19 protein-coding genes and 1 riboswitch are annotated in these 22,480 nt (G+C 71.4%); of the genes, 7 read left to right on the top strand and 12 right to left on the bottom strand.

The genetic code is table 11. From position 1 onward, the window contains the following. Positions 1-24 precede the first annotated feature (24 nt). Genes CP983_RS38115 through CP983_RS38095 form a run of 5 tightly spaced genes read right to left on the bottom strand, consistent with a single transcriptional unit; the run spans position 25 to position 4,887 of the window. Positions 25-942, bottom strand: coding sequence for a Pvc16 family protein (locus CP983_RS38115; RefSeq protein ID WP_150504736.1), 918 nt, complete (start codon positions 940-942; stop codon positions 25-27). 33 nt (positions 943-975) lie between these two features. Next, on the bottom strand, positions 976-1,716 hold the full coding sequence (locus CP983_RS38110) for a hypothetical protein (RefSeq protein WP_150504734.1): 741 nt from the start codon (positions 1,714-1,716) through the stop codon (positions 976-978). Next, positions 1,709-2,437 carry a T4 family baseplate hub assembly chaperone gene (locus tag CP983_RS38105; protein WP_125526713.1) on the bottom strand — a complete coding sequence of 243 codons (729 nt, stop codon included), beginning with the start codon at positions 2,435-2,437 and terminating at the stop codon, positions 1,709-1,711. Before CP983_RS38105 ends, CP983_RS38110 begins: the two co-directional genes overlap by 8 nt. Before the next feature lie 26 nt (positions 2,438-2,463). Next, entirely contained in the window at positions 2,464-2,988 is a 525-nt protein-coding gene (locus CP983_RS38100; RefSeq protein ID WP_004003113.1) for a phage tail protein, read from the bottom strand. Between the two features lie 33 nt (positions 2,989-3,021). Continuing rightward, positions 3,022-4,887 (bottom strand): phage tail sheath subtilisin-like domain-containing protein, encoded by a 1,866-nt coding sequence (locus CP983_RS38095; RefSeq protein WP_150504732.1) that lies wholly within the window; start codon positions 4,885-4,887, stop codon positions 3,022-3,024. 615 nt (positions 4,888-5,502) lie between these two features. Here CP983_RS38095 and CP983_RS38090 point away from each other — a divergent pair. The 3 genes from CP983_RS38090 to CP983_RS38080 all read left to right on the top strand — a co-directional run bounded on the left by CP983_RS38090 (position 5,503) and on the right by CP983_RS38080 (position 9,766). Next, complete coding sequence (locus tag CP983_RS38090; protein ID WP_150504730.1) at positions 5,503-6,561, top strand: NAD-dependent epimerase/dehydratase family protein; 1,059 nt, start codon at positions 5,503-5,505, stop codon at positions 6,559-6,561. A 142-nt stretch (positions 6,562-6,703) separates the two neighbouring features. Then, positions 6,704-6,877, top strand: a riboswitch (cyclic di-AMP (ydaO/yuaA leader). A gap of 8 nt (positions 6,878-6,885) precedes the next feature. Next, complete coding sequence (locus CP983_RS38085) at positions 6,886-8,451, top strand: C40 family peptidase (protein ID WP_229914837.1); 1,566 nt, start codon at positions 6,886-6,888, stop codon at positions 8,449-8,451. Between the two features lie 310 nt (positions 8,452-8,761). Beyond that, positions 8,762-9,766: a sugar ABC transporter substrate-binding protein gene (locus CP983_RS38080; protein WP_150504728.1), complete on the top strand. Its 1,005-nt coding sequence runs from the start codon at positions 8,762-8,764 to the stop codon at positions 9,764-9,766. A gap of 66 nt (positions 9,767-9,832) precedes the next feature. Here the strand turns inward: CP983_RS38080 and CP983_RS38075 are convergent, their stop codons facing one another. Further along, positions 9,833-10,837 (bottom strand): LacI family DNA-binding transcriptional regulator, encoded by a 1,005-nt coding sequence (locus CP983_RS38075; protein ID WP_150507106.1) that lies wholly within the window; start codon positions 10,835-10,837, stop codon positions 9,833-9,835. Between the two features lie 207 nt (positions 10,838-11,044). On the opposite strand from CP983_RS38075, the gene CP983_RS38070 reads away from it, so the two are divergent. The 4 genes from CP983_RS38070 to CP983_RS38055 are packed head-to-tail and all read left to right on the top strand — an operon-like array spanning position 11,045 to position 15,341. Beyond that, on the top strand, positions 11,045-12,007 hold the full coding sequence (locus tag CP983_RS38070) for a TIM barrel protein (protein ID WP_150504726.1): 963 nt from the start codon (positions 11,045-11,047) through the stop codon (positions 12,005-12,007). Positions 12,008-12,018: 11 nt separating this feature from the next. Next, the gene (locus tag CP983_RS38065) at positions 12,019-13,443 is read left to right on the top strand and encodes a sugar porter family MFS transporter (protein WP_150504724.1); all 1,425 of its coding nucleotides are present in this window, start codon (positions 12,019-12,021) and stop codon (positions 13,441-13,443) included. Between the two features lie 15 nt (positions 13,444-13,458). After that, positions 13,459-14,475, top strand: coding sequence for a Gfo/Idh/MocA family oxidoreductase (locus CP983_RS38060; RefSeq protein WP_150504722.1), 1,017 nt, complete (start codon positions 13,459-13,461; stop codon positions 14,473-14,475). Beyond that, positions 14,472-15,341: a sugar phosphate isomerase/epimerase family protein gene (locus tag CP983_RS38055; RefSeq protein WP_150504720.1), complete on the top strand. Its 870-nt coding sequence runs from the start codon at positions 14,472-14,474 to the stop codon at positions 15,339-15,341. The genes CP983_RS38060 and CP983_RS38055 overlap by 4 nt, the downstream gene beginning before the upstream one ends. 13 nt (positions 15,342-15,354) lie before the next feature. On the opposite strand, the gene CP983_RS38050 is transcribed toward CP983_RS38055, so the two are convergent. The 6 genes from CP983_RS38050 to CP983_RS38025 all read right to left on the bottom strand — a co-directional run bounded on the left by CP983_RS38050 (position 15,355) and on the right by CP983_RS38025 (position 22,405). Then, complete coding sequence (locus tag CP983_RS38050; protein WP_150504718.1) at positions 15,355-16,581, bottom strand: cytochrome P450; 1,227 nt, start codon at positions 16,579-16,581, stop codon at positions 15,355-15,357. A 107-nt stretch (positions 16,582-16,688) separates the two neighbouring features. Then, complete coding sequence (locus tag CP983_RS38045; protein WP_107911837.1) at positions 16,689-17,642, bottom strand: MvdC/MvdD family ATP grasp protein; 954 nt, start codon at positions 17,640-17,642, stop codon at positions 16,689-16,691. Between the two features lie 14 nt (positions 17,643-17,656). Then, complete coding sequence (gene tgmA, locus CP983_RS38040) at positions 17,657-17,848, bottom strand: putative ATP-grasp-modified RiPP (RefSeq protein ID WP_107911840.1); 192 nt, start codon at positions 17,846-17,848, stop codon at positions 17,657-17,659. A 208-nt stretch (positions 17,849-18,056) separates the two neighbouring features. Further along, positions 18,057-19,250, bottom strand: coding sequence for an esterase-like activity of phytase family protein (locus CP983_RS38035; protein WP_229914838.1), 1,194 nt, complete (start codon positions 19,248-19,250; stop codon positions 18,057-18,059). A gap of 61 nt (positions 19,251-19,311) precedes the next feature. Beyond that, entirely contained in the window at positions 19,312-20,790 is a 1,479-nt protein-coding gene (locus tag CP983_RS38030; protein ID WP_107911843.1) for an MFS transporter, read from the bottom strand. A 199-nt stretch (positions 20,791-20,989) separates the two neighbouring features. After that, entirely contained in the window at positions 20,990-22,405 is a 1,416-nt protein-coding gene (locus CP983_RS38025) for a cytochrome P450 (protein ID WP_150504716.1), read from the bottom strand. Positions 22,406-22,480: the final 75 nt, after the last annotated feature.

The raw sequence follows: 22,480 nt of genomic DNA, 5'->3' as shown, positions 1-22,480 counted from the left end.
TGCCCCCGTCGTTCCCATGCCGTGTCAGTTCTCGGTGCCTTCGGCTCCGCCGTCCGGCGCCGCGCCACCCGTCTTGCCCGATCTGCCGGTCTGGGTGGCGGCCGCCTTGCGCCCGCGTGCAGGGGCCTTGGCCGGTGCCTTCGCGGGTGTCCTGGCGGCGGCCTTGGCCGGTGCCGACGCGGCGGTCTTCGCAGGCGTCCTGCCCTTGGCCGCGGCCTTGGCGACGGCCTTGCCGGGCGCCTGCCCCTCTTGGACATCAGCCGCCTCGATCGCCGAGCCATCGACCGACGTACGGTCGTCGGCCCCCGCCCCGGGCGGAACCGGTGCCCCCGGCGCCCCGAACGGCAGCACCCGTACCTCCGGCCGCTCGACCGGCTTGGCCGGCACCGGCTGCTCGCGGCCGTCGATGAGGACCAGGGTGGCCTGGTAGACCACGGACAGCGCGTACGGCGTCTGGTGGAGCATCCCCCACAGCTTCGACGTCTCGTCGATGTCCATCACCGTCGGCGTGAGGCGCACCCGCTGGGTCGCCTCCGCGAGGTCGCTGCCCGCCAGGTGCGGGAGATGACCGGTCTCCTCGATGACGTCCTTCGGCAGCACCGGGATCTCGTGCAGGGTCCGCACCACGGAGCCGATCAGCCGCTGCCCGACCAGGGTCGTCTCGTCGCCGTACGCGCTGATGACGTAGTGCAGGTCCAGCGCGGCCGCTGGCCGTTTCACCAGCGTGCCGTCGGACGCCCGGGTCGGCAGGTCGTTGTTGCGCATCGAGGTGTTGGGCGTGACCTGGTACAGGAAGACGTTGATGGTGGGGTAGTCCGGCGGTTCCGTCGGCGGCTTGTGCGGCTCCACCTTCACGGCCTCGTCGAACTCCGGGCCCACGTTGGACGCGAGCAGCAGGGCGAGGGCCTGGGTGACATGGGCGATGGCGAGTGCGTTGCTCATGGAGTCGGTTCCTCGGTTCCTCGGTCCGTCATGTCACTCACGCCCCCGGGCCAGGTAGTCGGCCAGGCTCACGGTCGCCCCGGCGCGCCCCGGCGCGGGCGTCCGCTGCCGGCCGCCGCCGGACGGTGCCGGTCCTGCCGTCACCTCCAGCCGCCCGATCTGTACCTGAACCACCTGCTCGGGCGCCTTCCCCGGGCGCCGGGCAACGGCCTGTCGTACGGCGTCCCGGGCCGCCGCCGTGTCAGCGGCGCTGGGCCGCAGGGGGGTCGACACGGCGGCGGGGGTGGCGGCTTCCGCGCCCGGGGGGATGGGCGTGGACGCCGCGCTCCGGGTGGCGCCCCGCTCGGAGCGCCCTCGGCCCGCCGCCCGCGGCACGGCCTCGGGTGCCGACAGGGCGCCGGGCTCGACCGCTGCGACGGGGCGCAGCAACGGCACCTCGGGCAGGGCGGCGGGCCGCGGTGCCGGGTCGGCCGGGGTGCGTTCGGTGTGTACGACCGTCCGCTCCCGTTCCGTGTGCGTCCGGGCCGCGGGCGCTGCCGGGCGCGGAGCCTCCCCGGGTCGGGCGGCCTCCGGTGTGGTGGCGGGCCACAGCAGGCCGGAGCCCTCGTCCTCCTCCGGCGCGGTGCTCCGTACCGCCTCGACCCGCTCGAACGGGCCGGGCAGCCGGGGGCGTACCCGCACCACGTCCGGGCGAGGACCGGTGGCGGCCGGGGCGTGCCGGGCGATCAGCCGGTCGAGGAAGTCGGGCACCGGCGCCCCGTCGGCGTCAGACATCCGCACACAGCTCCAGGTAGTAGCGGCGCCGCAGCGGGCTGAGCGCCAGGATCTCCGGCTCGCTCCAGCCGTACGACGTGGCGAGCAGATGGACGTCGAGCAGCAGGTCCCTTGCCCAGGCGTCCAGTTCGGTCCACAGGTAGGAGGCGATGTCCAGCTCGGCCCGGGTCGCCGCCCCGCATTCGGGGCAGGCGATGTTGAGCGTCACGTCGGCCCCCGGATCGGCGGACTCGACGGCCTCGGCGATCCGGCGCTGCACCGGGGCGGGCAGCTCACCCGCGGTCACGTCCGCCCCGTCGCGGGCCGCCGAGACGAGGCAGCGCGCGAGCAGGGCGGCACGTGGGTCGGCGGAGCGGGCCGCAGCCGTCAGGTCGGCGACACCGGGCAGCCGGAACCGGACGTCCCAGCCGTCCTGTTCGACCCGCACGATCGAGTCGTCCGGCCCGATCGGCGAGCGGGCGAACTCCCCGGCGTCGAGGTCGAACTCCATGTCCTCGCCGCAGGCGGCGCAGCCCAGCCGCACCTGCATCCGCTCCCCGAACAGGGCGCGGCGCAGCGTGAACAGGTCGGCCTCGCGCTCCCCCACCGGCAGTACCGGCAGGGTCGTCGCGTCGACGTCCGGGCGTGCCGTGCGGTGCAGCAGCAGGGCGCGCCCCGTCGGTGCCTCGGCGAGGCCCGCCTCCCAGGTGGCCAGCAGGTCGGCCGCCCCGGTGATCGCCATCTCGTCCCCCCTCGACTACCCGCCGGTCAAGCGGGGTTGAGGAACGACGGCTCCTCGGGCTCGGGCACCTCGTAGTCCCGCTCCCAGCCCTCGCACTCGAGCTTCAGCGACTGGATGGCCACCGCGTTGGCGTTGGCGTCCAGCTCGCCGAGGACCTGGTACTCGCTCGGCCAGGTCCGGTACAGCTTGTGCGAGACGGCGACCTGGCCGGCCTCGTTGAGGACCTGGATGACGATGTCCTTGCGGAAGTCCGCGAGGGACACCTCGGAGCCGAGGCCCGCGCCGACCTGCCAGACCTTGTTGGCCCAGCGGTCGAACTCGGGGTCGTGGGTGACGCCGCGCTCCAGGGTGATGCCCTCGAACTCGGAGCGGCCCGGCGACTTGCGCGGGGACGACGGGTCGCCTCCGTGCCGGTGCTTGACGACTTCCGTCGTCCGCTTCAGCGGACTGATCTTGCTGATGCCGGCGACCGTGCGACCGTCCCACAGGACCAGGAACTTGAAGTTCTTGTAGGGGTCGAAGCGATGCGCGTTGACCGTGAACTCAGCCATCGGATTCCTTCAGTTCTCCACGATTCCCCGCGCCTAGAGCGCGAACTGCCCGGACGTCTGCTGGATTTTGACGATCACGAACTCCGCCGGCCGGACCGGTGCGATGCCGACGAGGACGTTGACGATGCCGTTCTCGATGTCCTCGGCGGTCGTCGTGTCGCCGTCGCACTTGACGAAGTACGCCTCACGCGGGGTGCCGCCCTTGAAGGCGCCCTGACGGAAGAGGGTGTGCAGGTACGAGGAGGCGGCGAGCCGGATCTGCTGCCACAGGTTCTCGTCGTTGGGCTCGAACACGACCCACTGGAGGCCGCGCTGGAGGCTCTCCTCGACGTGCAGTGCGAGCCTGCGCACCGGCACGTACTTCCACTCGCTGTCGAGGGCGTCCGAACCCTCCAGGGTGCGCGCGCCCCACACGACCGGGCCGTTGACCGGGAAGGTCCGCAGGCAGTTGACGCCGAGCGGGTTGAGCAGTCCGGTCTCGCGGTCGGTCAGGTTGACGGTCAGCGAGTGCACGCCCGCGAGCCGCGCCTCGGTGCCGGCCGGGGCCTTCCACACGCCGCGCTCGGAGTCGGTCCTGGCGATGACGCCGGCGACCGCGCCGGACGGCGGGAAGGACCGCAGCCTGCCCGTGAGCGGGTCGGTGAGCTGGAGGTGCGGGAAGTACAGGCCCGCGTGGTTGCCGCGCACGGCGTCGAAGGCGGCGAGCCCGGCGCGTGCGGTGTCGACGCTGACCCAGGTGCTGGGCGCGTCGACGAGCAGGAAGATCCGGCGCTCGGCGCACAGCCGCTGGGCGGCCGAGATGACGGTGAGGGCGTCCTCGGTCTTCTCGTACGCCGCGAGCTCGGGCAGCGCCAGCAGGTTGACGTCGGCGACGCCGCGCAGCGCCTGGATGCCGGTCTTGTCGCCCTCGGAGCCGATGAGGTCGCGCGGTCCCGGTGCCTCGCCGTCCTCGCCGCCCTCCAGCGGGAAGACCGGCGGGTTGACGGAGGCCTCCAGACCGAGGTCGTTGGCGCACTCGCCGAGGAAGCGGACGACGTCCTCGGGGTCGGTGGAGCCGGCGACGACCTGGATACGGCGGCCGAAGGCGGTGACCTCGGCGCCGGCGAAGGCGTGCTTGCCGGGCGCGTCGGGCAGGGCGCGCAGCTTGCGCTCGAGGAGCAGCGCCAACTCGGCCACGCTGCACGGGGCTTCGCCGTCGCAGTCGGGGTCGTAGAGCGTGAACTCGCGCTCCACCTCGCCGATCTTGACCGTCAGGTCGACGGCGAGGTTCGGGAGTTCGTCGCCGAAGGGCTTGGAGACGGTGCCGGACGGGTCGGGGCGGCCCTCGCCGACGACCTCGACGCGGATCAGCCTGGAGCCGGCGTTGATCACGGTCTGCGCGTAGCGGCCGTGGCCGGTGTCCATGGACAGGCCGGTGAAGCTCTCGCGGGCGTCGCCCTTGGCGTCGTAGACCCTCAGGTTGAAGGTTTCGTCGGGGCACGGGGTGTCGTGGTCGACGGCGACGCGCAGGCCGTTGCCCCAGACGCCGGGCTCCTTGGCGTGCACTTCGAGGACCGGGCCCTCGCTGTGGCCCTCGGTGGACTTGAGGGTGACGCAGGCGGCCTTGCCGCTGCCCGCCTTGGCGACACGGACGATCACCGCCACGGTGCCGCCGTTGCCGAAGAACTGGTGGACCGCGTAGCCGACGGCGCTCTGGGCACTGAGGCCGCCGAAGCGGCGCTCGAACTCCGTGAAGCTGGTGACGCGTACCGGCTCGTTGAGCGGACCTCGTCGGGTGTGACCCACAAAGGCGGTCACGGACGTGGTCAGGGTCGAGATCGTACGGGTGCTGCTGGGAAGCTCTTCGACGTAGACGCCGGGATACGTCGGCCTGGCTGCGCTCACCGCGCTCATCGGCATTCCCCCTCCTTCTTATCCCTGTCTCGGGCACCGGGACGAAGGCACCAAGAGGTGGCAGAGGGAGTAGTCCGGACGGGTGCGCGATCGGCCCCCGCGGGTCGACGGCGACGGCTGCGCACACCGCATCAGTTCCCCCGTCAGACCCCGGACTTGTCGGCCGTCCGGGCCAAGCAATGCGCTTGTGACTCCTGATGCTCAAGTGCTCAATCCACCTTGATGCGTGCGAAGTTGACGGAACAAGGCACCTTCCGGCCACCACAGGAGGGGGTTTGGTGAAGGCGCCCTCGCGGCATCCGCACACCATGCCTGCGCGCCCCGGCCAGGTGGTTCACAGATCCCGCACAGCGGGTCCCGCGACGGAACGCCCGCCGGGGTCCGACGCACGTCGGAAGCCCCTCGCTCCCGCCGTTCGGCTGGTCGCACGTACGTACGACCTCCCCGAGTCGCACACAACTCTCCTTGGCCGGTTTTCCGGGGGTGACCCGATCCCGCCCGTCAACCTCGCCTCCGGGGACCGCCCCTTACCGCACCCAACCGGGTACGCACCGTGTCTGCCGCGCCGGCGACGGGGCGCCATAAGGTGACCCCCGACCGCGGGACGTGAGGGGTGAGGGCGTGGGCTCGGACGGTTCGGCAGCCGTGTTGGTGACCGGCGGCAGCGGGTTCGTCGGCAGTCATCTGGTGCACCGGCTCCTGGAGCGCGGCCACAGCGTCCACGCCACCGTGCGCAGCACGGCCGCGACGACCAAGGTGCGGCCGCTGCGTGAGATGCAGGACGCGCACCCCGGCCGGCTGTCCCTGTTCGAGGCGGACCTGCTGACCGAGGGCGCCTTCGACGAGGCGATGACCGGCTGCCGGACGGTGTTCCATGTGGCGTCGCCGTTCCGCATGCCGGAGAAGATCAAGGACGGCCGCCGGGAGATGGTGGATCCGGCCCTGCTCGGCACCCGCAATGTGCTGGCGGCCGTCGAGCGGACGCCCACGGTCGAGCGGCTCGTGCTCACCTCCACCGTGGGCACGATCTTCGGCGACTACGCGGACGTCCTGAAGATGGACGACGGGGTTCTCTCGGAGCGGTACTTCAACACCACCAGCACGGTGGAGAACAACCCGTACCACTACGCCAAGACGCTCGCGGAGCGCGCCGCCCGGGACGCGGAGTCGGCCCAGGCCCGCTGGCGCCTGGTGTCGGTCAACCCCGGCCTGATCCTGGGCCCTTCCCTGACACCGGCTTCCGAGTCGGGCAGCCTGTTCCTGCTCCAGGAGCTGTTCCAGGGCTACTTCTTCTACGGCGCCCCGGACTTCAGCTTCACCACGGCGGACGTGCGTGACGTGGCCGACGCGCACATCGCGGCCGCCGAGAACCCGGACGCCGAGGGCCGCTACATCGTCGCCGCCGAGACCATGACGTCGTTCCACGAGATGTCCCGCATCCTGCGGACCCGCCACCCCCGCGACGTCCGGCTGCCGCGCACCGCGCTCCCGCACTGGCCGGTACGGATCCTCGGCCCCGCCTTCGGCCTGACGCAGGATTACATCCGAAAACACCTCGGCATCCGGTTCCGCGTCGACAACAGCCGCAGCGTGAACGAACTGGGCATCACCTACCGCCCGATCGAGCAGACGGTGCTGGATCACTACGAAGCGTGGCGGCGCCGACGCACCGCGAAGTGAACCGGGCCGCCGCTCCCTCATAAGCGTCGCAGGTCACAAATACGTATCGGACATTTAACGCCTCAACCTTCACGGGAGGCGCACAAGTTGGCTAGGTTACGGATCAGGCCGCACGACGACCTCCGGCGAACCCCGCCGGGACGCGCGGCCTCCGCCGAGTCCGGTGCGCTCAAAGAGGTTCACCGGAGCCGGGGACCCAACCGAACTTGGGGTGAATCGGCCGACTGCCCTTCGGGGCACAGGCCGTAGGGCACACCTTCCGGACCGACCGCCCGAACCCGTCAGCTAACTCGGTAGGCGGAGTACGGAAGGAGTACGTCGCCCATGGCGCCGGAAGGCACCGCGCGGCCGGGGGCTCTCAGCCTGCCCGGCATGCGCAACTCCGCACTCGCGTCGGCGGCCCTCACCTCGGTGGCGCTGCTCGGCCAGACGGCGGGCGCCGCTCCCTCGTCCTCGGACGAGGCACCCAGCCGTGAGGAAGTCAGCCGCCGGATCACCTCCCTGTACGACCGGGCCGAGTCCGACTCGGGAACCTTCAACGCCACCCGCGCCGCGTCGACCGGGCCGCGCAAGCGGGGCCCCGGGCCGGGGAACGGCGGGATCCGGGCGAGCGAGGGCAATCGCAGCGACCCCGCGCTCGACAACGTCAGCCGGCAGTGGTTCGACATGGCGCGCGCAAGGCTCGGTCCGACCGTGCCGGCCGCCCTGCCCCGCGACCGGACGCCGGACCGTCCCGTCGAACGCAGGCTCGCGCGTGCGATGCAGGACCTCTCCCCGGCACGTGAGTCGACAGGTCGAGCACCGCTGGCCCTGCCGGCCGCGCCGGCCAGGGAGTTGACGTCCGGTCGCGGCACCGGGGCGGCTCCGCTCGCCGAGCTGACCGCCGGTCCCGTCGCCGCTCTGCCGGCCGTGCCCTCGACTCCGGCGGATCTCCAGGCCACCCAGGTCATGCCGGCCGCCCTCGCCCTGCCGGCGGGGACCGGCTCGGCCTCCGCAGCCGTCCCGGGCGTCGACTCCGCGGCCGATCCGCAGACGCGGGACTCGCTGCGGACGACCAAGGAGCAGAACCGGCGCAAGCTCGACCGGGCCCGCGAGCTGCTGTCCGGGTACACCACGGGACAGAGCGCGGCCCCGGCGGCGATCGCGGCGCTGCCCTCCGACACGTGGGGCAACACGCAGGCCCAGCCCTCCGCGGACGACCGCTGGCAGGCCCTGCAAGCGCAGTCGGCCGCCGACCTCACCACCGTCCCGCCCGGCGCCACGGCCCAGCCGGCGACCGCACTGGCAGCCCAGACGACCGACCCCCTGACGACCACCATCACGGACCCCTATCTCGGCACCCTGACCACGGCCGCGACACCGGCCACCGTCACGGACCCGTACCTCGGCACCGTCACCACGGCCGCGCCGCAGACCGCTGGCCCGGACACCATCAGGGACCCGTATCTCGGCACCCTCACGGTCACGCCACCGCCCGCTCCGGCGGACGTCACGGCGACGACCGCCACCACCCCCCTCACATCGACGGCATCGCACGACACCCGCGCCATCCGGGCCCTGGAGTTCGCCCGCGCCCAGGTGGGCAAGCCCTGTGTCTGGGGCACGACCGGCCCCGAGGCGTTCGACGGTCCGGGTCTCACCCAGGCCGCCTGGAGGGCCGCCGGCATCACGCTCCCGCGCACGGCCCCGGAGCAGGCGACGGCGGGGCAGGGTGTCGACCTGACCCGGCTCGAACTCGGCGACCTGGTCCTCTTCCACGCCGGGCACGTCGGGATCTACTCCGGGAACGGCATGATGATCCACGCCCCGGGACCCGGAGTACTCGTACGCGAGGAGTCGATCCAGTACGCCGGAGAGGCCGCGATCCACAGCGCGATACGGCCCGCCTGAGCCGTAGGCCGCCCCGGCCACCGCACCGCCACTGCCACCGCCACCCCGTCTCGTCGAGGCGGGGTGGCGGTGTGTCGCCCTCGAGACTCGCCGCCGGGATTTCCCCCGCCCGAGAGAGCCGACGCACCCCGCCACCTCGGCCTTGTCGATACGTCCTGACAAACCCATTGACATCACCTGCGGACGGCCGCATAGTTCCTGCCACTAGAGCGCGCTAGTGGAGCGCTCCAACCCTTATCGGCGGGCGGAACCCATGACCCTCCCCCCACCTGAGAACCCGCCCCGATCAGCACAGCGAGGTGCATGGGACATGCGCAGACACCACCGAGCCGTCGGCCTGACGGCCGCCGCCCTGGCAGCCGCCCTGTTCGCCGCGGGATGCTCCAGCGGCTCCGGCGGGAAGGAGTCCGAGGAGGGCTCCGGCGACACCGCGGCGGGCAAGGCCACCACTCCCCGGATGACCGTGGCCATGATCACCCACGCGGCGCCCGGTGACACCTTCTGGGACCTGATCCGCAAGGGCGCCGAGGCCGCCGCCGCCAAGGACAACGTCAAGCTCGTCTACTCCAGCGACCCGACCGCCGGCAACCAGGCCAACCTCGTGCAGAACGCCATCGACCAGAAGGTCGACGGCATCGCCCTGACCGCGGCCAAGCCGAGCGCGATGAAGGCCGTGATCGCCAAGGCCACCGCGGCCGGCATCCCGGTCGTCGGCTTCAACGCCGGCCTGGACGACTGGAAGGAGCTCGGCATGCTCGAGTACTTCGGCCAGGACGAGAACATCGCCGGCGCGGCCTTCGGCGAGCGGCTGGGCGAGACCGGCGCCAAGCACGCGCTGTGTGTCATCCAGGAACAGGGCCATGTCGCCCTCGAGGCCCGCTGCGCCGGTCTGAAGAAGGGGTTCAAGGGCAGGACGGACAACCTCTATGTGAACGGCACCGACATGCCGTCCGTGAAGTCGACGATCACCGCCAAGCTCCAGCAGGACTCCTCCATCGACCAGGTGGTGACGCTGGGCGCGCCCTTCGCGCTGACCGCGGTGCAGTCGGTGTCCGACGCGGGCAGCAAGGCCGAGGTCGCCACGTTCGACCTCAACAAGGAGCTGGTGACGGCCGTCCAGGACGGCAAGGTCGAGTTCGCCGTCGACCAGCAGCCCTATCTCCAGGGCTACTTGGCGGTCGACTCGCTGTGGCTGTACCGGACCAACGGCAACTTCAGCGGCGGCGGCAGCGCTCCGGTGCTGACCGGGCCCGCCTTCATCACCAAGGAGAACGTCGACGCGGTCGCCGAGTTCGCCGCGAAGGGCACGCGCTAGGCGCGTACCGGGACAGGCGGGGCCGGCCGTGACCGCGACGGGCACGGCCGGCCTCGCCGCCGTTCGTCAGCGGGCCGGCTCCTGCGGGGCCGGCCCGCTCGTGCCGCGCACGACGAGCTTGGGGTCCAGCACGGCCTCCCGCGGCTTCAGTTCCGGGTCCTCCAGCCGCTCCACGGCGAAGCGCACGGCGTGTTCGGCCAGCAGGACCGCGTCCTGGCGGACGGTGGTCAGGCCGATCGGCATCAGGTGGGACAGGTGGCTGTCGTCGTAGCCGACGACGGACATGTCGCGCGGGACCTCTACGCCGGATCGCGTCAGGGACATCAACAGGCCCATGGCGCAACGGTCGTTGCCGGCGAGGACCGCGGTCGGCAGGGGCAGCCCCCGGTCGCGCTCCGCCAGCAGCGTGCGGCCCGTCTCGATGCCCGACTCCTCGGTGTGGGTGCCGGGAATGACCCGCTGCTCGGCCTCCAGCCCGTGCCGGCGCATCGCGGCCCGGTAGGCGCGCCGCCGCTCGGCGGAACCGGGGCCGCGCCCGCCGTCGATGTGCACGATCCGGCGGTGGCCCAGCTCCACGAGGTGATCCATGGCCTGGCGTACGCCCTTGCCCTCGGCGCTGTGCACGAAGTCGACGTGGGCGCCGGGTGCGCGACGGGCGACCGAGACGGTGGCGGCGCGGTGTCCGAGTTCGTCGAGGTAGCCCGGCTCCGCGTCGGGGGCGAGCAGAATCAGGCCCTCGCAGCGGTGGCTGAGCAGGGCCTCGATCGCCTTGTCCTCGCCGCGGCCGAGGGTGGTCCCGGAGAGCAGCACGTCGTAGCCGAGCCGTTCGGCCTCCGGGTAGATGCCCGCGATGAGGTCCGTGTGGAAGGTCTGGTGGACGATGAACATCACGCCGAGCGTGCGGCTGCGGCCACGGGCGAGCAGCCGGGCCGCGTTGTCCGGTCGGTAGCCGATCTCGTCGGCGACGCGCAGCACCCGCTCCCGGGTCTCGCTGCCCGCGCCGGGCAGGCCCCGGAAGACGATCGAGACGAGCGCCCGGGAGACGCCGGCCTTCTGGGCGACGTCCGCCATCGTGGGCCGCTGACGGCCTGCCGCATCCACCTGTGAACCCACCCTTCGACGCCGTTCACCTTAGCCAGGTCAGGAAATCCACTGGCGACAAGCTATTGACATGACATTTGGACCAGGGTCATCGTACTCGCACTAGAGCGCGCTAGTAGAGCGCGACAGAAGATTCGTGGACTCCTCCCCTGACGTCCCCTCCCCGAAGGACTTGTCATGGCAACGGCGCCAACCTCGCTCCGCACCACCGCGGGCAACCTGTGCCTGGGCTCGGCCCCCGACTCGTGGGGCGTGTGGTTCCCCGAGCACGACCGGCAGGTCCCGTACACCCGCTTTCTCGACGAGCTCGCCGGGGCGGGGTACGAGTGGCTGGAGCTCGGGCCGTACGGCTATCTCCCCACCGACCCCCTGCAGCTCCGGGAGGAACTCGACGCGCGCGGTCTCAAGGTCTCCGGCGGCACCGCCTTCGGCGCGCTGCACCGCCCCGAGGCATGGGACGAGACGCTCGCCCACGTCTGCCGGGTCGCCGAGCTGACGGCCGCGGCGGGCGCCCATCACCTGATCCTCATCCCGCCCATGTACCGGAACGAGAGGACCGGCGCGTTCACCGAGTCGCCGGAGCTGACCGCCGAGCAGTGGGCGGGCTTCGGCAAGGCCGCCGACCGGCTCGGCAAGCTGCTCCTGGACGACTACGACGTACGGCTCGTCGTCCACCCGCACGCCGACAGCCACATCCAGACCCAGCCGGAGATCGAACGGCTGCTCAACGAGTCGGACTCGCGCTGGACGAACCTCTGCCTGGACACCGGGCACGTCGCCTACGGCGGCGGCGACAACGTCGATCTGATCCGGCGCTTCGGTGAGCGCGTCGGGTACGTGCACATCAAGCAGATGGACCCGGACGTCCTTGCCCGGGTCGCGGCGGAGGACCTGTCGTTCGGCGAGGCGGTCAAGCGCGGCGTGTGCGTCTCGCCGCCCGCGGGCGTGCCGAACCCCGCCGACATCGTGAGCGAACTGGCCCTGCTGGATGCCGAGTTGTTCGTGGTCGTCGAGCAGGACCTGTATCCGTGCGCGCCCGAGGTACCGCTGCCCATCGCCGTGGGTACGCGTGAGCACCTGGCGGGCTGCGGCCTGACCGGGACGCGGCGCCCCGCCCTCAAGACACCCGGCAAGCGGTGAGGAGGCGGCCCATGGATGTCAGGGACGACGCGGGCAAGGCTCCCGCCGCCGTCACACAGGACGCGCCGCCCGCGGTCTCCCGCAGGCTGCGGCTCATCACCGTCATCGCCACCTTCGGCGGACTGCTCTTCGGCTACGACACCGGCGTCATCAACGGCGCCCTGCCGTACATGACGGACGACCTCGGTCTGACCGCGGTCACCGAGGGCATGGTCACCAGCTCGCTGCTGCTGGGAGCGGCCCTCGGTGCCGTGGCCGGCGGGCGTTTGTCGGACGCGCGCGGCCGGCGCCGTACGATCCTCGTCCTCGCGGTGCTGTTCTTCGTCGGCGCGCTCGGCTGCACGCTGGCACCGACGACCGCCGTCATGGTCGTGGCCCGGTTCGTGCTCGGCCTCGCGGTGGGCGGCGCCTCGGTGACGGTGCCGGTCTATCTCGCGGAGGTCTCCCCCGCCGAGCGGCGCGGCGCGCTGGTCACCCGTAACGAACTCATGATCGTCAGCGGGCAGTTGCTGGCGTTCACGTCAAACGCGGTCATCGCGCGGGTGGGCGGCGAGTCCGGCGGCGTATGGCGCTGGATGCTGGTCATCGCCACCGTCCCGGCCGTGGTGCTGTGGTTCGGCATGCTGGTCATGCCGGAGAGCCCGCGCTGGCTCGCCTCCCGGGCCCGCTTCGGCGAAGCACTTGAGGTGCTCAGGCAGGTCAGGTCGCGGCAGCGCGCCGAGGCGGAGCTCGCCGAGGTGTCCGCGCTCGCCGTCAAGGAGGAGCAGGAGCGGCTCGGCGGCTGGCAGGACATGAAGGCCACCCCGTGGATCCGCAGGCTGATGTTCATCGGCTTCGGCATCGCGATCGTGCAGCAGATCACCGGCGTGAACACGATCATGTACTACGGCACCCAGATCCTCACCGACGCCGGGTTCGCCGCCGACAGCGCGCTGACCGCCAACATCGCCAACGGCGTGATCTCGGTGCTGGCCACCTTCGTCGGCATCTGGCTGCTCGGCCGGGTCGACCGGCGCCCCATGCTGATGGTCGGGCAGATCGGGACCACGGCGGCCCTGTTGCTGATCGGGGTCTTCTCGCTGGTGCTGCCGTCCGGTGACGGCCGGGCCTACGCCGTGCTCGCCATGACCGTCACCTTCCTCGCCTTCCAGCAGGGCGCGATCTCGCCGGTGACCTGGCTGATGCTGTCGGAGATCTTCCCGATGCGGATGCGCGGCTTCGGCATGGGTGTCGCGGCCGTGGTGCTGTGGCTGACCAACTTCGTGATCGGACTGGTCTTCCCGTCGCTGGTGTCCGGCATCGGGATCTCCAACACCTTCTTCCTGTTCGTGGTGGCGGGCCTGTTCTCGCTCACCTTCGTGAAGCTCTACGTCCCCGAGACGAAGGGCCGCTCGCTCGAATCCCTCGAAGCCGAACTCCGGGCGCGCTTCTCCTAGTTAGGACAGAGAACCATGACTGTACGTGTAGGCGTCATCGGCGCCGGCTGGATCGGCAAGGAGCACATCCGGCGGCTCACCGACACCGTCACCGGCGCCCGCGTCACCGCGGTCACCGACATCGACGCCGCCCGTGCCGAGGAGGCCGCCGCCGAGGCCGGCGCCCGGGCGCTGCCGGACGGTGCGGCCGTGGTCGCGGCGGACGACGTCGACGCCGTCCTGGTGACGTCCTGGGGCCCGACCCACGCCGAGCACGTGCTGAACGCCATCGCCGCCGGGAAGCCGGTGTTCTGCGAGAAGCCGCTCGCGACCACCGCCGAGGACTGTCTGCGGATCGTCGAGGCCGAGACCGCCCACCGCCGGCGCCTGGTGCAGGTCGGCTTCATGCGCCGCTACGACGCCGGGTACCGGCAGATGAAGCAGGTCATCGACGCCGGCCGGATCGGCGAGCCGCTGATCGTGCACTGCGCCCACCGCAACCCGACCGTGCCGGAGTCGTACACCTCCGAGATGGCCGCCCTCGACACGGCCGTGCACGAGGTCGACGTGCTGCGCTGGCTGCTGGACGACGAGATCGTCTCCACGCAGGTGATCACCCCGCGCTCCACGAGCAAGCGGTTCGCGCACCTCAAGGACCCGCAGATCATGCTGTTCGAGACCGCCAAGGGCGTCCGAATCGACCTGGAGGTCTTCGTCAACTGCCGGTACGGCTACGACATCCAGTGCGAGGCCGTCGGCGAGGAGGGCCTCGTCCGGCTGCCCGATCCGGCCGCCGTCGGGGTGCGCACCGCCGCCCGGCACAGCACCGAGGTCCTCACGGACTGGGTGGGCCGCTTCCGGGACGCCTTCGACACCGAGTTCCGCGAGTGGATCGCGTCCGTCGCCGCCGGCGACGAGCCCACTGGGCCCTCCGCCTGGGACGGCTACGCAGCGACCGTCATCACCGCGGCGACCGTCGAGGCCCTTCGCTCGGGCCGCGTCGTCGCCACCGACCTCAAGCCCCGTCCCGCCTTCTACGGAGGTGCCGCGTGAAGATCGCCCTCGACCCGTACATGTTCCGTGCGCTGCCCATCGACGAGATGGTGCGCACCGTCGCAGAACTCGGCTACGACTACATCGAGTTGTCACCCCGCGACGACTTCATGCCGTTCTTCCTGCACCCGCGCGCCGACGACGCCAGGATCGCGGAGCTGAAGAACGCCCTGCGCACGCACGACGTCCAGCTGTCCTCCGTACTGCCGTTGTACAAGTGGTCCTCGCCGGACGAGACGGAGCGGCAGGCGGCCGTCCGCTATTGGAGGCGGATGATCGAGATCACCGCCGACCTCGGATGTCCGCTCATGAACAGCGAGTTCAACGGCCGTCCCGAGCGCGCGGCCGAGAGCGAGGCCGCGTTCTGGCGCTCGCTGGAGGAGCTGCTCCCGGTGTTCGAGCGTGAGGGCATCGCTCTGAACCTGGAGGCGCACCCGGACGACTTCTGCGAGGAGAACGCCCCTGCGGTCGACCTGGTCCGGGCGATCGACGAGCCGTGGGTGAACTACCTCTACTGCGCCCCGCACTCCTTCCATCTGTCCGGTGCCGCGGAGGTCGGTGCCGACGTCGCGGCGATGATGCGCTACGCCGGTGACAGGCTCCAGCACGTGCACATCGCGGACTCCTTCAACCACAAGGGCTCCTCCGGCCTGCGCTACATCCTCAACCCGCCCGGCACGACGGCCCGGATCCACCAGCACCTGGACATCGGGCAGGGCGAGGTCGACTGGGACGCCTTCTTCGGCACGCTGCGGGAGCTGGGCTTCGACGGCGTCGCCACGGCCTGCGTCTTCGCGTGGGAGGAGCGGGCGAAGGAGTCCTCGGCGTTCATGCTGGACCGCATCCGCAGGGAACTGGCGGCGTAGCCGGTACGGCGGTTCAGGCGGCCTTCAGCGTGAGCGGCAGGGCGCCGAAGCCGCTGAGGAAGTTGGAGTGGACGGGTCTCGCGGGACCCGTGCGCTCCATCTCCGCGACGAGATCGCGCAGCCCGGCCAGTACGGCGCCGAGCTCCGCGCGGGCGAGATGGGCGCCGAGGCAGAAGTGGGGGCCGTGGGCGAAGGTGACGTGCTTGTTGGGGGTGCGGTCCAGCCGTAGTTCGCCCGGGGCGTCGAAGACCAGCTCGTCATGGTTGGCGGAGGCGTTCCAGACGGTGACGATGTCGCCGGCCCGCACCGGGTGGCCGCCGATCTCGGTGTCGGTGGTCGCGGTGCGCCCGGCGTGCAGTGCCGGCGTCGTCCAGCGCAGGATCTCCTCGACGGCGGTGCCGATGGGAGCGTTGCCGCGTTTGAGGGCCTGCCACTGGCCGGGGTGTTCCAGCAGGGCGAGGGCGGCGCCGGCCATGGACAGCCGGGCCGTCTCGTCGCCGCCGAGGATCAGGCTGTAGCAGTTCAGCATGATCTCGTCGTCGTCGAGCGGCAGTCCGTTCACCTCGCTGCCGGCGAGCAGGGCGATGACGTCCGAGTGTCCGCTCTCACGCCGGTCGCGGGCGAGTTCGGCGAAGTAGAGCAGAATCTCGTTCCTGGCGATCCAGGCGTCCGCCGGTGTGCTGTCGGCGTCGTGCGAGCCCAGTGCGGCGGAGGTCAGGCTCAGCACATGGGCCCGGTCGCGGTCGGGCACGCCCAGCAGGTCGCAGATCGCACCGAGGGGTATGCGGGCCGCCACATCCGAGGCGAAGTCGCAGCTGCCCTTGTCCAGCGCCTCCTCCAGCAGCCGCTGCACCGTGCGCCGCACACTCGCGACGATCGGCTCAAGCGCCCTCGGCGAGAACGCCGACATCAGCACACGGCGCAGTCCGGCGTGCTTGTCCCCGTCGGTGACGGGGAGCATGCGCCCGGCCGCGGTGTCGCCGCCCGCGAGCAGGGTCTCCAGGACGTTGCCGCCCTCGGAGGTGAAGCGGGCGCTGTCGCGGTAGACGGCGGTGACATCGGCGTGCCGGGTCACCACCCAGAAGGCGGGGGCGGTGTCGGTGGCGGGGTTCAGGTGGACCGGCCGGCGCTGTCGCAGGTGGCGCCACACGGCCGACAGGTCGGTCTCGGCGTGCAGCCGCGGATCGGCCAGGTCCAGCGTGTCGAGTTCTTCCGGCGCGATCGTCCGCCGCGTGGTCATCGCGTTCCTCCCGTGGTCCGCCGGTGCGTCGGTCCCGGTGCGCCCATGGCCCACGGCGGGCTTCCGGGCGCACGTCGGGCCGGTGCTCCTCAACGTAGTCCAGGCACTCAACGGCCTTCGCCGGCGCGGCGGTCCGACCTGCGCTGGGACAGCCACAGGGCGACCTCCTCCGCGATCGGCTGCCCGGTCTCCAGCTCCACGAAGCCGAACTGGCCGCCCTGGTTGCACTCCAGGAACCACCAGATGCCGTCCCCGTCCTCGGCGAAGTCGAAGGCGGCGTACGCCAGTCCGGCGAGGGTGACGTACTCGTGCACCGACTTGCCGATGCGGTCGGGGACCGGGACCGGTTCCCAGGCGTGCCCGGTCTCGCCGTAGCGGCCGTCGACCTGGCCGGGTTCGGCCGTCTTGCGCGCGGCGAACAGCCGGTTGCCGACGCAGGTGAGCCGGATGTCGGCGCGCTTGTGCACATACCGCTGGAGCAGCGCGGGCCCGGCCGCGACGGCGGCGAAGTCCGCGTCCGGGCCGATGAGGGTGGTGGGCAGGGTCAGCACGGGTTCGCCGGGCGGCGGTCCCGAGGCGGACTTCACCACCACTTCCCGGTGCTCCTCGACGAACTCCCGTGCCAGGCGGGGTGCCGTGGTGAAGACGGTCGGCGGCACCGCGAAGCCGCTCACGTGGGCGACCCTCAGCTGCCAGGGCTTGAGCCGGGCCTGGTCGGCGTTGCGGGGGTGGTTCATCCACCGTGCGGCGGCGGAGTGGAGCATCCCGTACAGCGCCTGCCGGGTCTCGGCGGTCAGCCACGGCGAGGGATTGGCGGCGTGTGCGGCCGGCTCGCCGGGCCTGCGCACCCAGATGGAGCGCAGGCCGCCCATGCTGAGCACATGCCCGTTGACCGACAGGTGACCGTCGAAGTCGCCGTGGGCGTAGTCGGCGGCCAGCACCGCCTTGCCCGGCAGGTCGGCGGGGTCCAGTCGCAGCACGGGCGTCCCCGTCGCGTACAGTCTCGCCACCACCATGTCGGCGGTCACGTCCTCCTCGGACGTCAGGATCAGAACCGTCATGCGCGGCCGGTTCGTCAGTCGTCGAAGTGGGTCGCGGACCCGGCGGTGGACGTCGTCGTGCCGACCGCGAGCAGGAGGTCCGGGTCACTGACGGCGGGCCGTCCGTCGGGCAGCATGTTCAGCTGCCGGGCCGGGTCGAAGTGGTACGGCGTCACCGCCTGAGCGATCCCGCCGGGAAACGCGTACTTGAGGGTGAACGGTTGCACTTTAAACCTCCACTGGTGGCGTTGTCTGAATTACCGTCCCTTACGCACTGCTTGCGTAATGAATTCATCACTTTCGGCCACACCGGGGTGAAGGTCATCACATTGCGCCGCCGCGATTCCGGGCGTATGGACGGCAGTTGGGCGCCACGGCGCACACGCGGCGGCCGGACCGCTCGCCCCCTCGAACGGTCCGTCCGTGTCACGGCTGTCAGCGGAAGGCGCGCTTGTCCGCGTGCAGCGGGGCCGAGAGCCGGATGGTGATGAACTCGTTGTCGTCGGCCTTGCCGGCCGTACGGCCCGAGGAGAACGGGAAGTTGTTGTCGTTGAGGACCGCGAGCGTGCGGTCGTCGACAAGGTTCACGTCCTCGATCGTCTGGAACGGGAAGCGGAAGGTCTCCCCGAAGCCGCCGAGCCCCTTGGGGTTGGCGATGTCCAGCAGGTCGGCGACCAGGGTCTTGTCCATCAGGCCGTCGCCGTCGCGGTCGCGGGTGTCGGCCAGGTAGATGCGCTTGAACTTGGCCGTGTCGCCCTGCCCGCCGTCGCGCTCAATGACCAGGAACCGGTGCCGGTCGACGGCGATGGCGTCGCCGATGGCGTTCGCGGTCGACTCCAGGCGGTAGACGTAGCGTTTGCCGGTGTACTTGCCCCGGCGCAGATCGAACTCGCTGAACCGCAGGTCACCGGGGGTGTCACCGGTCACCGTGCCCTCCAGGAGCGGGTAGAGGTGACGGCCGTCCACGGAGCGCACGAGGCCCTCGAAGCCCTTGCTGCTCGCTATGTTCGGCTGGGCGCCGTTCAGGTACGGGTTCTCCGGGGCCCGCACGCCGTCGAGGGCGATCGGGGCCTGGAGCAGGCGGCCCTTCGCGGAGAAGTGCAGCAGCCAGGGGCCGAACTCGTCGCCGATCCAGTACGTGCCGTCGGGCATCCGCTGGATCGACTCGACGTCGAAGTCGGCGCCGGTGAACACCCGGTCGGCCCGCGTCAGCGGGAACGGCACACGGCGGTCAGGGTCGCTCAGATTGAAGCCGCCGAGCACCTTGACCGTGCCGCCGCGCAGGTCGGGCTTGATGCGGTGGACGCGCAGCAGGAAGTCGGCGCTGTTGGCCTTGTTGCCGTAGCCGTTGTCCGACAGCACGTCGAAGGTGCCGTCACGCCGGTTCACGACACCGCTGAAGCCCTGCACCGGCTGGTGCGCGAAGGGCGCCGCGATCCCGTTGAAGGGGCCCGCGCCGATGGCGGCGCCGGACGGCTCGCTGCCCGGCACGAACGTCTCGGCCGGCAGCGAGGCGAAGCCGGTCAGTGTGGCGCGGCCGAAGTCGGCTCCGCCCGGGTGGGCCGCCGCGGGGACGGCGAGGCCGGCGGTCAGCACCGCGGCACTGACCATGATCGAAATTCTTCTCATGGCGCGCACATTAGGAGCGCCGGGTGACGGGTGTGCCAACGAAAGACGTCCAGTCCGAACCTCAGGCCGGCGGCACCCCGCCACCCTGGAGGCGCTCCAGGTCGGAGGGCCGGACCTGGATGACGAACAGGGCGATCACCGCGGCGACCGCCGTGAAGATCGCGGCCGCTATGAAAGCGGCGGAGACGCCCGAGGTGAGGATCTCGTCGGCGTACTGCGCCGGGAGCTGCCCGGTGCGTTCGAAGCGCAGCCGTTCCACCGGGGTCGCCTGGGAGAGGAAGGCCGGGATCTGTTTGTCGGCCTCGTTGTTGCTGGCCGTACCGAACGTCGTGACCAAAATGGACAGCCCGAGGGAACCGCCCACCTGCTGGGTGGCGTTGAGCAGCCCGGACGCGGCACCGGTCTCCGCGACCGTCACGTTGGACAGCGCCATCAGGGTCAGGGAGACGAACTCCATGCCCATGCCGAGGCTGAAGACGAGCATCGGGCCGAGGATGCTGCCGAGGTAGGTGGAGTCGACGTCGGTCAGGGTCAGCCAGCCGAGCCCCGCGGCGGCCAGGATCGCGCCGGTCACCATGAACGGCTTGGGCCCGTACTTCGGCAGGAGTTGGGAGGCGAGCCCCGCGCCCACCGCGATCACGGCGCTCACCGGCAGGAAGGCGAGGCCGGCCTGGAGCGGGCTGAAGTTCAGCACGTCCTGCACGAAGAGCGTGAGGAAGAAGAACATGCCGAAGATCGCGGCGGCCAGGCTCAGCATGATGCCGTACGTGCCCGCACGGTTGCGGTCGGCGAACATGTGCAGGGGTGTGATCGGCTGTCTGGAGCGCTGCTCGACCAGCACGAAGAGGATCAGGAAGACGACGGCGGCCCCGAACGAGCCCAGCGTGAGCGGGTCCCGCCAGCCGTCCTGTGCGGCCCGGATGAACCCGTACACCAGCAGCACCATGCCGATGGTGGAGGTCATCGCGCCCGCTATGTCGAAGTGCCCGGGGTGGCGCTCGGACTCCCGGATGTAGCGCGGGGTGGCGAGCACGATGAGCAGCCCGATGGGCACGTTGACGAACAGCACCCAGCGCCAGTTCAGCCACTCGACCAGGATGCCGCCCATCAGCAGCCCGATCGCGCCGCCGCCCGCGGAGACCGCGGCGAACACACCGAACGCCCGGTTGCGTTCCGGTCCTTCGCGGAACGTCGTGCTGATCAGGGCGAGGGACGTCGGGGACGCGATGGCGCCGCCGACTCCCTGGAGGGCGCGGGCGGCGAGGAGTTGCCAGGAGTTCTGGGACAGTCCGCCGAGCAGCGAGGCGAGGACGAACAGCAGGACGCCGAAGACGAACACCCGTCGTCTGCCGAGGATGTCGCCCATCCTGCCGCCGAGCAGCAGCAGTCCGCCGAAGGTGAGCGTGTAGGCGTTCACCACCCAGGACAGGCTGGTCGTCGAGAAGTCGAGGGAGCGCTGGATGTCCGGCAGGGCGATGTTCACGATGGTGATGTCGAGCACCACCATCAGCTGACAGGAGGCGATGACCAGCAGCGCCATACCGCTGCCGCGGCCCTCACTCCGCTCCGTCTCCTGCGGGGTGGGCCGCGCTTCGGGGGTCGGCTCCGGGTTGCTCATCGCATCGCGCCGTGGACGGGGGTTCGGTGGTCGGATCCCGCCACCATTCGACCGTACGCCGGTGCCGGACGGGCCTCCAGTCGATCAGTTCCGCCCGTGCGCCCGGCCGGGTCCGGGGTGGTCAGCGGCCTGAGCGGATCAGCCCCGTGAGGTAGCGCCACAGCGACGAGCGCTGCCGGGCGGACCTGTCGGGCAGCACCGGCTCGGCAGCCTCCGGCTCCGGTGCCGGCGGCAGGGCCGGGGCCCGTCCGGGCGCGGTCCCCGGGACGAGTTCGTACCGTACGGGCAGCGAGCGCAGGCCGCGCATGAACGGCGAGGAGCGCCACGGCAGTTGATCGGCGGGGAGCGCGAGCTCCAGATCGGAGAACCGCTCGAAGAGCCGGCCCACGCCGACGGCGGCGACCGTCGAGGCGAGCTCCCGGGCCGGGCACTGACGGGGGCCCGCGCCCCAGGACAGATGCGCCCGGGTGCTGATCGTGCTGCCGGACGCGACATGGTCGGCGAACAGAGGGTCGGCGTGCGCGGCGGCGGCGGACACCCACACCGGATCGCCCGCGCGGATCGTGTAGTTGCCGAGCGGGGTGTCCTCGGCGGCGAAGCGCGGGACGAAGTTCACCAGCGGTGGCTTGCGCATGACGACCCGGTTCATGGTCTCCCGGATCATCCCGGCCGACAGGCTCGCCCGGACGCCGCCGCCGTCACCCGAGATGACGTCGACGACGGTGTTGGACATGAGGATGCCGACGTGGTCGGAGACCATGCCGAGCAGCATGAACAGCTCACGGGCCAGCTCGTCGAGCGAGAGCCCGGGGTGCGCGGCCAGCAGGTGGGAGGGGAAGTCGTCGCCCGGCTTCTCCAGCTTCACGGCGGCCAGTTCGGCGAGGGTGGCCAGCAGCCGTTCCAGGGCGGGCTCGGCGTCCGGCCCCGCGTCCAGGACCCGCCACATGTCCATCAGGGCGTCGTCGCCCTGCGACCCGGGGAAGCCCAGCAGATGGCTGGCCACCATCAGGGGCAGCGGCCGGGAGAACTGCGCGGACAGGTCCGCGACGCCGGTGCCGCCGCCCTGTCCGACGAGGGTGATCAGCTCGTCGGCGTAGGCGGTGACGGCGGCCTTGAGCCGCTTGGCCTGCGGGCGGCCCGGGTCCTGGAACGGCTTGAGCGCCGCGTCCCACGCCGTGCGCAGCGAGCCGTATCCGGGGCCGCCCTGGATCAGTACGTGGTTGACCTCCAGGGACGGTCCGAGCGGCCAGTCGGCGGGCACTTCGCCGTCGGTGCGGGCCCGCCAGTGCTGCAGGCCCTTGGGCCAGCCCCCGTCGTCCTGGAGGACCTTCAGGGCCTCACGGTAGCCGAGGACCAGCCAGGCGGGCACGCCCAGCAGGTCGACCGGTGCGACGGGGCCGTGCTGCTGCCTGAGCCGCTCGTAGACGAGCGAGGGGCGTGTCTCGTAGTCGCGGGTCAGCAGGGGTTCGGGGGCCAACTCCTCCAGGCGCGTGCCCTCGACGCCCACGGATGCGCCCTCGCCCAACTGCGATTCCATCGCCCTGCCGCCCTCCGACACTCCCCGCACCGGCGCCCTACCAGTGAGTAGCCGAACACCGTGGGGACCCTACCC

This window comes from Streptomyces chartreusis (assembly GCF_008704715.1).
Classification (GTDB): domain Bacteria; phylum Actinomycetota; class Actinomycetes; order Streptomycetales; family Streptomycetaceae; genus Streptomyces; species Streptomyces chartreusis.
Note: the sequence above shows the minus strand (reverse complement) of the source record. Positions and strands in the feature narration are given on the sequence as shown.

Excerpts from the sequence above, each read along its gene's own strand:
- CP983_RS38115 (WP_150504736.1), bottom strand. The coding sequence starts at position 942 with ATGAGCAACGCACTCGCCATCGCCCATGTCACCCAGGCCCTCGCCCTG.
- CP983_RS38110 (WP_150504734.1), bottom strand. The coding sequence starts at position 1,716 with ATGTCTGACGCCGACGGGGCGCCGGTGCCCGACTTCCTCGACCGGCTG.
- CP983_RS38105 (WP_125526713.1), bottom strand. The coding sequence starts at position 2,437 with ATGGCGATCACCGGGGCGGCCGACCTGCTGGCCACCTGGGAGGCGGGC.
- CP983_RS38100 (WP_004003113.1), bottom strand. The coding sequence starts at position 2,988 with ATGGCTGAGTTCACGGTCAACGCGCATCGCTTCGACCCCTACAAGAAC.
- CP983_RS38095 (WP_150504732.1), bottom strand. The coding sequence starts at position 4,887 with ATGCCGATGAGCGCGGTGAGCGCAGCCAGGCCGACGTATCCCGGCGTC.
- CP983_RS38085 (WP_229914837.1), top strand. The coding sequence starts at position 6,886 with ATGGCGCCGGAAGGCACCGCGCGGCCGGGGGCTCTCAGCCTGCCCGGC.
- CP983_RS38080 (WP_150504728.1), top strand. The coding sequence starts at position 8,762 with ATGCGCAGACACCACCGAGCCGTCGGCCTGACGGCCGCCGCCCTGGCA.
- CP983_RS38075 (WP_150507106.1), bottom strand. The coding sequence starts at position 10,837 with ATGGCGGACGTCGCCCAGAAGGCCGGCGTCTCCCGGGCGCTCGTCTCG.
- CP983_RS38070 (WP_150504726.1), top strand. The coding sequence starts at position 11,045 with ATGGCAACGGCGCCAACCTCGCTCCGCACCACCGCGGGCAACCTGTGC.
- CP983_RS38065 (WP_150504724.1), top strand. The coding sequence starts at position 12,019 with ATGGATGTCAGGGACGACGCGGGCAAGGCTCCCGCCGCCGTCACACAG.
- CP983_RS38060 (WP_150504722.1), top strand. The coding sequence starts at position 13,459 with ATGACTGTACGTGTAGGCGTCATCGGCGCCGGCTGGATCGGCAAGGAG.
- CP983_RS38050 (WP_150504718.1), bottom strand. The coding sequence starts at position 16,581 with ATGACCACGCGGCGGACGATCGCGCCGGAAGAACTCGACACGCTGGAC.
- CP983_RS38045 (WP_107911837.1), bottom strand. The coding sequence starts at position 17,642 with ATGACGGTTCTGATCCTGACGTCCGAGGAGGACGTGACCGCCGACATG.
- CP983_RS38035 (WP_229914838.1), bottom strand. The coding sequence starts at position 19,250 with ATGAGAAGAATTTCGATCATGGTCAGTGCCGCGGTGCTGACCGCCGGC.
- CP983_RS38030 (WP_107911843.1), bottom strand. The coding sequence starts at position 20,790 with ATGGCGCTGCTGGTCATCGCCTCCTGTCAGCTGATGGTGGTGCTCGAC.
- CP983_RS38025 (WP_150504716.1), bottom strand. The coding sequence starts at position 22,405 with ATGGAATCGCAGTTGGGCGAGGGCGCATCCGTGGGCGTCGAGGGCACG.